Source organism: Trichocoleus sp. FACHB-46, assembly GCF_014695385.1.
Taxonomy (GTDB): Bacteria; Cyanobacteriota; Cyanobacteriia; order FACHB-46; family FACHB-46; genus Trichocoleus.
In genome coordinates, this window is record NZ_JACJOD010000041.1 from 75,517 (window position 1) to 88,356 (window position 12,840).

12 protein-coding genes and 1 pseudogene are annotated in these 12,840 nt (G+C 49.0%); 11 read left to right on the top strand and 2 right to left on the bottom strand.

What is annotated here, in order from left to right:
• Positions 1–17 precede the first annotated feature (17 nt).
• On the top strand, positions 18–1,019 hold the full coding sequence (gene galE / locus H6F72_RS23800) for a UDP-glucose 4-epimerase GalE (protein ID WP_190441648.1): 1,002 nt from the start codon (positions 18–20) through the stop codon (positions 1,017–1,019).
• 151 nt (positions 1,020–1,170) lie between these two features.
• On the opposite strand, the gene H6F72_RS23805 is transcribed toward galE, so the two are convergent.
• Entirely contained in the window at positions 1,171–1,533 is a 363-nt protein-coding gene (locus H6F72_RS23805) for a signal peptidase I (RefSeq protein WP_190441650.1), read from the bottom strand.
• A gap of 469 nt (positions 1,534–2,002) precedes the next feature.
• On the opposite strand from H6F72_RS23805, the gene H6F72_RS23810 reads away from it, so the two are divergent.
• The 7 genes from H6F72_RS23810 to H6F72_RS23840 all read left to right on the top strand — a co-directional run bounded on the left by H6F72_RS23810 (position 2,003) and on the right by H6F72_RS23840 (position 8,974).
• Positions 2,003–4,006, top strand: coding sequence for a glycoside hydrolase family 2 protein (locus H6F72_RS23810; RefSeq protein ID WP_190441653.1), 2,004 nt, complete (start codon positions 2,003–2,005; stop codon positions 4,004–4,006).
• Positions 3,909–5,009 carry a galactose-1-phosphate uridylyltransferase gene (galT, locus tag H6F72_RS23815; RefSeq protein ID WP_190441657.1) on the top strand — a complete coding sequence of 367 codons (1,101 nt, stop codon included), beginning with the start codon at positions 3,909–3,911 and terminating at the stop codon, positions 5,007–5,009. Before H6F72_RS23810 ends, galT begins: the two co-directional genes overlap by 98 nt.
• 121 nt (positions 5,010–5,130) lie before the next feature.
• Positions 5,131–6,249, top strand: coding sequence for a Xaa-Pro peptidase family protein (locus H6F72_RS23820; protein WP_190441877.1), 1,119 nt, complete (start codon positions 5,131–5,133; stop codon positions 6,247–6,249).
• Positions 6,250–6,271: 22 nt separating this feature from the next.
• A complete protein-coding gene (galK, locus tag H6F72_RS23825) occupies positions 6,272–7,330 on the top strand; it encodes a galactokinase (RefSeq protein ID WP_190441659.1) in 1,059 nt (352 codons plus the stop codon).
• 285 nt (positions 7,331–7,615) lie between these two features.
• A complete protein-coding gene (locus tag H6F72_RS23830; RefSeq protein WP_190441661.1) occupies positions 7,616–7,810 on the top strand; it encodes a hypothetical protein in 195 nt (64 codons plus the stop codon).
• 256 nt (positions 7,811–8,066) lie between these two features.
• Positions 8,067–8,420, top strand: a complete 354-nt coding sequence (locus H6F72_RS23835; RefSeq protein WP_190441663.1) for a DOPA 4,5-dioxygenase family protein — start codon at positions 8,067–8,069, stop codon at positions 8,418–8,420.
• Between the two features lie 299 nt (positions 8,421–8,719).
• Positions 8,720–8,974 (top strand): hypothetical protein, encoded by a 255-nt coding sequence (locus H6F72_RS23840; protein ID WP_190441665.1) that lies wholly within the window; start codon positions 8,720–8,722, stop codon positions 8,972–8,974.
• A gap of 120 nt (positions 8,975–9,094) precedes the next feature.
• Here the strand turns inward: H6F72_RS23840 and H6F72_RS23845 are convergent, their stop codons facing one another.
• Positions 9,095–10,273 carry a phosphoserine transaminase gene (locus H6F72_RS23845; RefSeq protein ID WP_190441667.1) on the bottom strand — a complete coding sequence of 393 codons (1,179 nt, stop codon included), beginning with the start codon at positions 10,271–10,273 and terminating at the stop codon, positions 9,095–9,097.
• 327 nt (positions 10,274–10,600) lie between these two features.
• On the opposite strand from H6F72_RS23845, the pseudogene H6F72_RS23850 reads away from it, so the two are divergent.
• The 3 genes and pseudogenes from H6F72_RS23850 (at position 10,601) to H6F72_RS23860 (ending at position 12,777) form a co-directional block, all read left to right on the top strand.
• Positions 10,601–11,259, top strand: a pseudogene (locus tag H6F72_RS23850) (dienelactone hydrolase family protein).
• A 30-nt stretch (positions 11,260–11,289) separates the two neighbouring features.
• The gene (locus tag H6F72_RS23855; protein WP_190441669.1) at positions 11,290–11,985 is read left to right on the top strand and encodes a glutathione S-transferase N-terminal domain-containing protein; all 696 of its coding nucleotides are present in this window, start codon (positions 11,290–11,292) and stop codon (positions 11,983–11,985) included.
• Positions 11,986–12,147: 162 nt separating this feature from the next.
• Positions 12,148–12,777 carry a DUF4142 domain-containing protein gene (locus H6F72_RS23860; protein ID WP_190441671.1) on the top strand — a complete coding sequence of 210 codons (630 nt, stop codon included), beginning with the start codon at positions 12,148–12,150 and terminating at the stop codon, positions 12,775–12,777.
• The last annotated feature ends 63 nt before the right edge of the window (positions 12,778–12,840 follow it).

Genomic DNA, 12,840 nt, shown 5'->3' on the forward strand with positions numbered 1-12,840 from the left:
CAAGGCACACCAATCTCATGATTTTAGTAACCGGGGGAGCAGGGTATATTGGCTCCCATGCTGTTATGGAGTTACAACGAGCAGGTTATGAGGTGATGGTTTTAGATAACCTCTCTTATGGCCATCGGGAAATTGTTGAGGAAGTCTTACAAGTAAAACTAGTAGTAGGGGATATTAGCGATCGCGCCCTACTCGATCAACTATTCTCTACCTATCCTATTACCGCAGTTATGCACTTTGCGGCCTACATCGCTGTAGGTGAGTCTGTTACAGATCCCGCTAAGTATTACCGCAACAACGTTACAGGCACTCTAACGCTCTTGGAAGCGATGATCGCAGCGTCTGTAAAGCAGTTTGTGTTTTCTTCAACCTGTGCGCTGTATGGCATTCCTAAGTTTGTGCCAATCACAGAAGAGCATCCGCAAGACCCCATCAGTCCCTATGCCACCACAAAACAGACTGTGGAGCACATTCTCTCGGATTTTGATGTAGCTTATGGTCTGAAGTCAGTTCGCTTCCGGTACTTCAACGCGGCTGGAGCGCATCCCAATGGTCAACTCGGTGAGGACCATGCGCCTGAAACCCACTTAATTCCTCTTGTGTTGATGGCTGCCTTAGGTAAATTACCCGCCATCCAGATTCTAGGGACCGATTACCCTACACCAGATGGCACTTGCGTCCGTGACTACATTCACGTCAGCGACCTGGCTCAAGCTCACGTTCAAGGATTGCAGTATCTGGAAAACGGTGGGGCCAGTGACGTGTTCAACTTGGGTAATGGCCTAGGATTCTCAGTCCGCGAAGTGATTGAAGCCGCTCGCGAAGTCACTGGCCGAGAAATTCCTGTAGTAGAGCGCGATCGCCGCCCTGGAGACCCTCCGGTTTTAGTAGGTAGCAGCGACAAAGCCAGCAATGTGTTGGGTTGGAAACCCGAATACGCTGACTTGAAACAAATTTTGACTCACGCTTGGCAATGGCACCAACAACGGCACGGTCAGCATACGCCTGTGCCACAGTAGCCACAATGTGAAGCTTATGAAGCTTTGAAAGCAAGCTCAAGTCCTAGCAAGACCTAACCACCAGCCCCTCTCCACATCGGAGAGGGGCCTTAGTTCTATATGGCTCCCCTACCCTATCAGGGAAGGGGCTGGGGGTTAGGTCTCACAGTTTTTAAGATTCTGGAACAGAAGGATATCTCACAGTCAGCACTGTAGAGTCTTCCTCTGCCAGCCAACCATGAGAGAGACCGGGCAACCACAGGGCGTAATCCCCTTCTTGAGCCAGCACTACCTCGCGATCGGGGAACTGCAAGCGAAAGCGACCCTTGATCAAAATTGAAAGCGTCGTCGCTTGGTGATTGACCCCCCATTCTTGCCTACTGTCCCCAGCGGAGTGAGTCCCCCACTTAACCTCCACAGCCGACGTAGCGCGGGGATCATCGGCTGGCGTCACAAAGTACCCCATAAACCAACCGCGACGGGTTTTTCCTTCGGTGTAACTATTGCCAACAATAATTTGTGGTGAATCAGCCATTTCTTTAAAAATTTTCAATAACAATTTGGTGAATTATAGCTTTGAGAATCGTCAAGTTTTGTGTTGATAGTTAGTAGTGATTGTCACAGTATTTATTCAGATTCAATTCAAAAACGTACTATAAGTATTCTTAATTTCTTGCTAAAAGGATTTTGGTTTGGTAATCAAAGGTAGTTTTGAACCTGAATTCAGGCTTCTATCTCAGGAATGATTGTAATTAGGTATGATTTAAATAGGTAGTTTGACTAGACCTTGATAAAAGCGGTTTATGTCAGGGAATGCAGTAATTCGCTCGGACACAAGAGTAGGGTTACTGTTGATGAATTTTCACTGCTCTGAAGTTCCCCTAATTAAAAATTCCTTCCCGAAGAAATAAAGGCTCGAAAAATTTTTAGTTTCGAAGCTGATAAATAGATAAATCAGGGGTAGCAAAGGGCATTCTTCGTTAAGTAGCTAGGGTTCAAGTTTGATGAAATTACTCGGCAGAAGCCTCGAAATCAATGCCCCCTCTGATTCCAGCGCGATCGCGATGTTTCGCCAGCTTGAAACGGGGTATCCTCGTCCACAGTTACAGCGAGCTAACTGGCTCAACCTCAATGGAGCCTGGAAATTTGCCTTCAATAATGAAAGCAACTGGGTCCAGCCCACCGATGTCGCCGAGTGGACCCACACAATTGAAGTTCCCTTCGCGCCAGAATCACAACGCAGTGGTATCGGTGACACAGGGTTTCACCCCAACTGCTGGTACGAGCGCGACTTTGAATTAAGCCCAACTCAAAGCGCTCATCCTGCTCGTGTGTTGCTACATTTTGGTGCAGTTGATTACCACGCTCGCGTTTGGGTCAACGGTCAGTTCATTGGAGAACATGAAGGTGGTCACACTTCCTTCAGTTTTGACATCACCCCAGCTTTGCGCCCTGAAGGCCCTCAGCGAGTCACTGTTTGGGCCCAAGATGACCCCCAAGACCTCGCCAAGCCCAGAGGTAAGCAAGACTGGTTGCTAGAAGCTCACAGCATTTGGTACCCCCGCACCAGTGGTATTTGGCAGACTGTCTGGATTGAGACGGTGCCAGAAACTTACTTAGAAAAAATTCGCTGGACTCCCCACTTTGAGCGCTGGGAAATTGGCTTTGAAGCGCTGATTGCTGGCAACACCTGCGATGATTTGCGCCTCAGTGTCCGGTTGACAGTAGATAGCCGCTTACTCGTGAACGATGTTTACGAAGTGATCAATGGTGAAATTCATCGGCGGATTGCCCTGTCTGACCCTGGCATTGATGATTACCGCAACGCTCTACTTTGGAGCCCCGAAAAACCAACTCTGATTGATGCTCAGGTACAGCTCTGGCGTCACGGTGAGTTGTTAGATGAAGTCAAGTCCTACACGGCGATGCGGACTGTCTCAATTCAGCGCGATCGCTTCATGCTCAACGGGCACCCTTATTATCTACGTCTGGTGCTGGATCAGGGCTACTGGACTGATACGCTCATGACGCCGCCCTCGGATGAAGCACTGCGCCAAGATATTGAGCTGACCAAGCTCATGGGCTTTAATGGCGTCCGCAAGCACCAAAAAGTTGAAGATCCTCGCTTCCTCTACTGGGCCGATGCGATGGGCCTACTAGTTTGGGAAGAAATGCCTAGTGCCTATCGCTTTACGCCTAAAGCCGTAGAACGGATCACAAAAGAGTGGACAGAGGTGATCGAGCGGGACGCTAGCCACCCTTGTATTGTGGCTTGGGTTCCTTTCAACGAATCTTGGGGTGTGCCTAACCTCACTGAAACTCGGGCACATCAACACTATGTCCAGGCACTTTATTACTTGACCAAAACCTTAGACCCCAGTCGCCCGGTTATTGGCAATGATGGCTGGGAAAGCACTACTACTGATATTCTGGCGATTCACGATTACGACAACAACCCGCAAAGATTAGCCAAGCGCTATGGCCCAGAAATCAAGATTTCTGATTTGCTGCACAATCAGCGACCCGGAGGACGTGTCTTAACGCTGGACTGCTATCCTCACCAAGGCCAGCCGATTATGCTGACCGAGTTTGGTGGCATTGCTTATACCCGTCCCGCTGATACGGAAGCTTACAAAGCTTGGGGTTATGCCCGCTCATCAGACACCTCGGAACTGCAACAGCAATACAGCGCTTTGCTTTCAACTGTGAATCGGGTTCAGATGTTTAGTGGTTTCTGCTATACCCAGTTGACAGATACATTCCAGGAAGCCAATGGTCTTCTGTACGCCGATCGCACGCCGAAGTTTCCGCTAGAGGCGATCGCATCTGCAACTCTAGGTAGGGACAATCCAGAAGTGGAGAGATCTATACTGCCACCATCAGTTACAACCCCGTGGTCCAGTGCAGAAAATGTACCTCCAGGAACTCCTCAAGCCGGATGGTCGCAAGCTCACCCTGTACAGCAGATGCCCCATTGCAGCGGGCATCCAGGCTCCCAGTCCTGGTAACGAGCCGATTCAGGCAAATCCTCATCTCCGTTGGCATCCATTGCGGGGTGAGTGGGTGGCTTATGCCAGCCATCGTCAGGGGCGAACTTTTATGCCACCCCCTGAGTACAACCCACTCGCCCCCACAACAAACCCCGAATTTCCTACAGAACTTCCGCAAGGCCAGTACGACATTGCGGTATTTGAAAATCGTTTTCCATCAATGGCAGTCCAGGCCCACGATCCACCGCATCTTATTGTGGATACCCTGCCTGCTAATGGTGCTTGCGAAGTGGTGGTCTTTACCCAAGACCCGAGTAAATCGCTCTCTAATTTAGAACTGGATCACCTCGATTTGCTGCTGCAAGTCTGGGGCGATCGCACGCGAGCTTTGGGCGATCAAGCTCAAATTCAATATGTACTCCCCTTCGAGAATAAAGGGGTTGAAGTTGGCGTGACGCTGCACCACCCACACGGGCAGATCTACGCTTATCCTTTTGTGCCCCCGGTGCCTGCCCGGATGCTAGAACAGCAGCAAGCTTATTACCAGCAGCATCAGCGGGGCCTCCTACAAGATTTAATTCAGCAAGAGATTGCCGACGATCAGCGGATTCTTTATCGAGATGAGTGGGCGATCGCTTTTGTGCCGATCTGTGCGCGTTATCCCTATGAAGTGTGGGTGGCTCCGATTCAACCTGTGCCGACTTTGGGCGAGCTGACTCAGGAACAACGGAGGAGTTTAGCGAAGGCGCTGAAGACCGTTACTCTAAAATTCGACGGTTTATGGAATCGGCCTTTTCCTTACTTAATGGCTTGGTATCAAGCTCCTACTGACGGTCAACTCCACCCAGAATCGCATCTACACGCGGAGTTTTATCCGCCCTACCGCACTGCTGATCGACTCAAATATCTGGCGGGTACAGAACTGGCGGCTGGAATGTTTGCTAATGATGCCCTTCCAGAGGAAAAGGCTAAAGATCTCCAAGCCGTGGTGGTGAATTTGGCAGAGTCAGCCTACGCCTAGCCTGACAGCTGGGTAATTTGGCTTAGTCCTGCCGCTTAGTCCTGCCAAGGGCTGATGTTGTAGATGCAAGTTGCAGCTATCTCAGTAATTAAAGAACCTCAACAACCCATCAACCATGGTCATGCAACCAGGAACGGAAATTTCTGAGAAGCTTACGAGCATTCGAGATACTTTAGAGGAAACTGGAGCGGCTGGAGTTCGCTTACGTGGCACGGATTGGTTTGCTTGGGCAACGGGAGGTGCGTCTAACACCGTGTTGTTAGCGGCTGAGTCTGGGGTGGCTGAAGTTTTGGTGACTCCCGATGGGGCTTGGGTGCTCACGGATGAAATTGAAGCCCAGCGTTTTCGAGATGAGGAGTTAACAGGCGATCGCGGTGAATTTTATCAGTTACAGGTCGCCCCCTGGGCAGAATCGACCAAGCGCGAAGCTTTTGTAGCGGAGGTGACTAGAGAGGGGAAAGTTCTGAGCGATCGACCTGTGAGTTTATTGCCTCATAGCCCTGAAATGCTTTTACCCACTGCTTTGGTACAGCAGAAACGCACTCTTCTACCTAGTGAACTCGATCGCTACCGTCAAGTAGGACGTTTAGCTAGTGAAGCGATGACAGAAGCGCTCACTCAAGCCAAACCTGACTGGACTGAACACCAACTGGCAGGAGTAGGAGCCGCTGCGCTATGGAAGCGAGGGTTACATCCCGCTCTAACTTTGGCTGCTGGAGAACGCCGTCTGCCGCTTTATCGCCATCCTACTGCTAGCGCCGCACCGATTGGTCAAGTGGCAATGATGGTGTTTTGTGCTCGCGGCTTTGGACTCTATGCCAATCTGACTCGGTTTATTTGCTTCGGTTCTCTAGCGGCTGAGCAAAAGGAACTGCATCGGCAGGTTCGAGAGATTGAGGCGGCTGCTTTAGAGCAGTGCCGTAGAGGTACGCCCCTCAATCAGGTTTATACCAGCTTGCAACAGGCTTACAAACAGCAAGGGTATCCTCAAGCGATTTACGAGCATCATCAAGGGGGAACGACGGGTTATCTGGCGCGTGAGGTGGTGGCTAATCCAGCTACCACTGATTGTCTTATGGCAAATATGGCGATCGCTTGGAATCCCAGTCTGCGGGGAGGCAAAATTGAAGATACTTTTGTGCTGCACCCGGATGGCAGTTTAGAGGATCTTACCTTTGACCCGAACTGGCCTAGTGTTGAGGTAGAAGGGCGATCGAGACCTGTTCCGTTAGAACTTTAAATTCTCAACTATAAGCTTTCATATGGACTTTCAACAGATCTTTAATGCTGCGCCCAAAGTTGAAGCGAGTGCGCCGGGACGAGTTAACCTGCTAGGCGAACATACCGACTATAACGACGGCTTTGTATTGCCAACCGCTATCCCGCAAAAAACCACTGTTTATCTTGGCCTAAGCCCTGACGATCAACATCACTTCTATTCGCAGGAGCTAGAAGAACAGATCGATGTGAAAACTTCTGATCCTGTCCCGGAAAGCTTTGCTAGCTATATCTTTGGTTGCATTGGCGTACTGGAGAAACAGGGAATTACGGTGCCACCGCTCAATGTCTATGTCACCTCGTCTGTGCCAATGGGGTCAGGACTTTCGAGCAGTGCAGCTTTAGAAGTGGCGATGTTGAGAGGGCTGCGATCGCTGCTACAGCTTGATCTTGATGATGTTCGCATTGCTCAACTAGGACAGGAAGCCGAGCGACAGTATGCAGGGGTGCAGTGCGGCATTATGGATCAGATGGCCTCTAGCCTTGCGGATACAAATCATCTCCTGTTTCTGGATACTCGCACCCTCGATCGCGAACTTCTTCCTTTTCCGTCAGGGGCCGAGATTTTAGTGATCGACAGTGGTATCCCTCGCACATTGGCAGGCAGTGGCTATAACCAACGGCGGGAAGAATGCGAAGAGGCTGCGAAACAATTAGGAGTTGGGGCATTGAGGGATATCAGTGATGTCGAGGCGATCGCCCATCTTCCTGAACTCCTCAAGCGGCGATCGCGTCATGTGATTACAGAAGATAACCGCGTGCTAGAAGCTCGGAAGGGTGTATCAGCCGAGCGCTTTGGCGAACTAATGAACGATTCCCACGCGAGCTTAAGGGATGATTATGAGGTCTCCATTGCAGGGTTAGATCATCTAGTTGAAATTTTGCAGAAAACCCCTGGTGTATTTGGTGCCAGGCTGACAGGAGCAGGGTTTGGGGGAGCTTGTGTTGCCTTGACGGTGGCAGGAAAAGCCAAGGCGATCGCGCAACAAGTTTTGGAACAGTATAATCGCGCAGAACAAATAGGTCGTGTTTTAGTTCCCTAGCCTGGATGGCTCTCAATCATTACATTAAGAATGGTACAAGGGCTTTCTTTAAGGCAAGCAGTGTGATAGTGAATACAGCATCCTGTAAAAGAGATCCTATCTTTGTCTAGACGACATTTGAAGAGGAGTACAGCATACTTTATAACAACAGCATTTGTGGTGTGAGGTGTATCGCTGATGAGAGCCTATGGATGATTGCCAACCCAGACTATTAAGATCAATCGTTTGATCAAATCTTTTAGTAAGAACTCAGAACTACAAACATAAATAAGTTGGTAAAACATTATGCAGCTCCAAATTGAACCGAATAAGTTTCCCTCCAAAAGCAGTCTTTGTCAGCTCTGCGGGCAATCGTTTGCCATGAAAGAAGCGCAAGTGATTGTCTGTAACGAACAAGGCAAGAGTCAAGGCCAGGTTTGTTCAAGTTGTATTGGCAGGGGATTTAACTGGATTCAGCAACAATTTGAACTGCTACAGTAAGCTTCAAATACAGAACTTTAACTTTTTCAGAACAGTATCCCAACTTAACTGAATACCATGCCGTTCAGCATGATGTTTACTCGGTTGGCGAATTCACATCCTACAATTTCCCTTTAGATCCTTTCAAATTAGGATTTAAGGGGAAATTGCTATGTGGATTGACTTAAGCCATTGCCACGCTTTTCCAAAGTTTGGATCCTTTGAAAATAGCTGTAAGCTAGTCGGTGAAAAGAGATCAGTCGTGGAGCCGAGAAAAATGGTAGAAGCAACAACCACAATCACTGGATTCCACGCTCACATCTACTATGGTCCTAAAACTCGTGATGTTGCAGCGCGGGTACGGGAGGGACTGGCTGCTTTTGAGGTGCGTTTGGGACGGTGGCACGATCGCCCGATTGGCCCTCATCCTCAAGCGATGTACCAGATAGCTTTCCTACCCGATCAGTTCGTAAGGGTTGTTCCTTGGCTGATGCTACATCGCGAGGGGTTGGATGTTTTGGTGCATCCGGAGACAGGCGATGATGTCTTGGACCACACAAACCATGCTCTATGGCTAGGCAATAAATTAGAACTGAATATTGAAATTCTGCGTCAAACTAGCAGCGCCTAAGCGCAGCCTCCAACTTCTAGATTGCTCAATTCCTGTAAAAACATAATTTCTATAGAAGCAACCGCTACCTTTGATCTACCTTTGGATAGGCGACTATAGCTTAATGGGCCAAAAACCTCAGTGTTTACATTGAATTATTAATTAAATAATCGCTTGGCGCTACACATTTGGTTAGTCAACTGTATTTAGACAGAGAATCCAATCAATTAAATTTATCAACTCAAGAACTATATATATTTGCTTCTATCTTCTTTAGAAACTAGCTTATAAATATAAACAATTCAGTATGACAAGTTGCTATGGATACACATCCTATCGCTAATGAGATTGATTGGAATCCGATTCTGCTACGCTTGCAAATGAAGGAATCACGGCCTACACCAGCTTACCCAGGAGATTTGAAGGCGGCATTACTGAATCACGCAGGTCTCTTTAATCACCCCAAGGGTGAAGCAGCATACCAAATGGCAGTAGAAATTGCTCGGCTTACGACCTGCTGCGATCCAGAAGTCGTTTATTGGTTCTCACGCATTGTATCGTTGATGGATGCTTAGGCAGTTAGCCTAACTGGTGACCCCATCTGTGTCTCATCAAGTTTAGAGATACAGATAGGGCAACGCTTACGATGATTGATGCCTCGTCTCAGGCTTGCTGATTAACGATAGGCGAGTTAATCAGGCCACAGCAGCGAATTCAGCTTTGACAGCGACGTAGGCCCAGTCAAGCCAGGGTAGGAGAGCTTCGATGTCGGAAGTTTCTACCGTGGCTCCGCCCCAGATCCGCAGTCCTGGAGGTGCAGCCCGATAGGGAGCAACATCATAAGCAACACCTTGCTTTTCTAAAGTTTTCGCCCATTTCTTGGCAAAAGTCGCTTGGTCTTCCGCACTGAGATTTGTGAACCAAGGGTCAGCTACTTTTAGGCAGATCGAGGTGCAAGAGCGAGTTTCTGGTTTTTCAGCCAAGAAGTCTACCCAATCGCGTTGCTCTACCCAACGAGCGATCGCGCTGAGGTTGGCTTCACTGCGCTGAATCAAACCAGATAAGCCACCCACACTCTCGACCCAATTCAAACTGTCGATCGCGTCCTCTACACACAGCATCGAAGGTGTGTTGATGGTGTCACCTTTGAAGATGCCTTCAATCAACTTACCTTTTTGGCTGAGCCGGAAAATTTTCGGGATTGGCCAGGTGGGTTGATAGCTCTCTAGGCGCTCGACAGCACGAGGAGAAAGAACGACTACGCCATGTTGAGCTTCGCCACCCAAGACTTTCTGCCAGGAGTAAGTCAGGACATCGATTTTGTCCCAGGGGATGTCCATTGCGAATACTGCGGAGGTGGCATCGCAAATGGTCAAGCCTTGGCGATCGCTGGGAATCCAGTCACCATTGGGCACTCTCACGCCTGAAGTAGTGCCATTCCAGAGGAACACTACATCGTGGCTAAAATCCACTTGGCCCAAGTCGGGCAGACTGCCGTAGGGAGCTTTGATCAGGTTGACATTTGGTAATTTCAGCTCATCTAAAACATCTTTTACCCATTCCTGACCAAAACTTTCCCACGCTAAAATATCGACGGGGCGCGGTCCTAGCAGTGACCACAGGGCCATTTCGACCGCACCTGTGTCGGAAGCAGGCACAATGCCCAGCCGATAATCTGCGGGAACACCCAAGATTTTTTTAGAGCGATCGATGACTTCTGCAAGTTTAGCTTTGCCGTCAGCAGAGCGATGGGAGCGACCCACACAAGCATTTTTCAAATTGGTCACACTCCAGCCAGGGCGCTTGGCACAAGGACCAGAGGAAAAATAAGGGACGGTGGGTTTGGTGGTTGGAGGAGTAGGATGTTCTGACATGGGTGCTGAATGCAGCATTCATTAGGGTAGGTAGTCATTATATATATTTCTTTTGCACCTCCAACATCCGGTGTTGCACTGGCTTAGCGAAATCACAAAAACTTCTGACCTTCTACACTAGAAATCAGTGTTCAGTGGGGGGATATAGGCACAGTCATGAAAGAAATTACGCGGCGTCAGTTTATTACGACTGCTGCCTTGGCAACTGGCTTTGCCTTAGCAGTAGAACCTATTTCGGCCAAAGTTATTCGGACAGACGCGAAGGGATTGATTGCGGGTGCCGTAAAAATTCCGGTCAAAGATGGCAACATTCCCGCTTACAGAGCCATGCCTGCCAGAGGCCAAAATTTTCCTGTTATTTTGGTAATCCAAGAAATCTTTGGCGTGCATGAGCATATCCAAGATGTCTGCCGTCGCTTTGCTCAGTTGGGATATGTGGCGATCGCTCCGGAATTATTTGTGCGGCAAGGCAATGTCCTGACGCTAAGCAGCGTGGACGAGATCCGGAAGGTAGTGGCAAAAGTGCCAGATGCTCAAGTGCTGTCTGATCTCGATGCCACGGTGAATTGGGCGGTGAAGTCTGCTAAGGGCAATAGTAAGCGTTTGGGGATTACGGGCTTTTGCTGGGCGGTCGCATGACTTGGCTCTATGCCGCACATAATCCGCAAGTGAAAGCAGGCGTGGCTTGGTATGGCCGCTTGGTAGGCGATCGCAGCCCTCTTACACCCAGACATGCGGTTGATATTGCGCCCCAACTGAAAACCCCAGTTTTAGGACTTTATGGTGGAGAGGATACCGGAATTTCTCTAGAGACAGTGGAGGAGATGCGCGATCGCCTGAAATTGGGTCGCAGCAAATCCCAAATCATTGTTTATCCTGATGCACCTCATGCCTTTTTTGCCGATTACCGTCCCTCTTATCGCGAAAGAGACGCGAAGGATGGTTGGAAACGGCTTCAGGCTTGGTTTAAGCAATATGGTGTGTAATTTTCCCAAGCAATATTAGGAGACAGCATCATGATTGAGCTTTATTACTGGACGACTCCAAACGGACACAAAATCACTTTGTTTCTAGAGGAAACAAATCTGCCCTATGAGTTGGTGCCGATTAACATTGGTGCAGGCGATCAGTTCAAGCCCGAATTCCTCCAGATTGCTCCTAACAACCGGATTCCCGCGATCGTCGATCGTGAGCCTGTGGGAGGTGGTGATCCAATTTCTGTGTTTGAGTCTGGAGCGATTCTGTTGTATTTAGCGGAAAAAACTGGCCAGTTCATTCCTGCCGATCTCCGAGGTCGTGTCGAAACGTTGCAGTGGTTGTTTTGGCAAATGGGTGGATTAGGGCCAATGGCAGGTCAGAACCACCACTTTAACCAATATGCGCCAGAGAAAATTCCTTATGCGATTAATCGCTATGTAAATGAAACTGCTCGTCTGTATGCAGTACTCAATAAACAATTAAGCGATCGCGAATTTGTTGCAGGAGAATATTCGATCGCGGATATGGCAATTTATCCCTGGATCGTGCCCTACGAGATGCAAGGCCAAAAGCTAGAAGACTTTCCCAATATCGAACGCTGGTTTAAAGCGATTAAAGCGCGCCCAGCTACGATCCGAGCCTATGAAAAAGCGGCAGCTTTCAAAGACCAAGCACTCAATATTGAGCGATCGCGGGATCTATTGTTTAATCAGTCTGCCAACACAGTGCAATAGATTTTCTAGCCTGTGATCCCATAATCTTCATCTCCGCTCTTTAGACAGAGGGTTGCTTAGATAGCAGTCGTTACTCTGCTTATGGGGCGGTCGTTTTTTATAACTTCAAATTCAAACGGTCGAGCTGGTTCAATTTACTCTTCACATCTAGGTTTAAGCGCCATGAAAAGACTCAACTACTTTAATAAAGCTACTACTCTTGTGGGAGCAGCAGCCCTCACATCACTGATCAGTTTTCCAGTGCTGGCGCAGATGACTCCTCGGCCTAGCACCCCAGCTAATCGATCTGCTCAAAGCACAACAAATCAACAACGGGGCGCTGCAACTGCACCCACCGCTTTAGACCGCGAATTTGTCCTGATGGCAGCTCGCGGAAATAATGCTGAGATTCAAACCTCTCAGCTAGCCTTGCAAAAGTCATCTAATCAGATGGTGAGAACCTACGCGCAGCAGATGATCCGGGAGCATACTCAGGCAAACCAACGCCTGTCTCAAGTCGCAGCCCAACATCGGATCACGCTACCCACTGATCCTGGTCCCCTCAATGCAGCGATCGCCCAGCAACTGGCCCTGCTCTCTGGCACAAACTTCGATCGCGCCTATATGGGTGTCCAAGAAAATCTGCACATGCAAGCGATCGCTTTGTACCGGACAGAAATTCAGCACGGAAAAGCGGCTGATGTGAAACAGTACGCCTCGGCCCTGCTGCCCAACATCAACAATCACTATCAAATGGCTAGTCGTGCCATGACGGCAAATAGACCAGGAAACACTGGCCGACCTCTCCAATAATCGTCCCATCTACTTGTAACTGGGAGAAGCTGAGGGATGCCTTGGCTTCTCTTTTTTGTATTG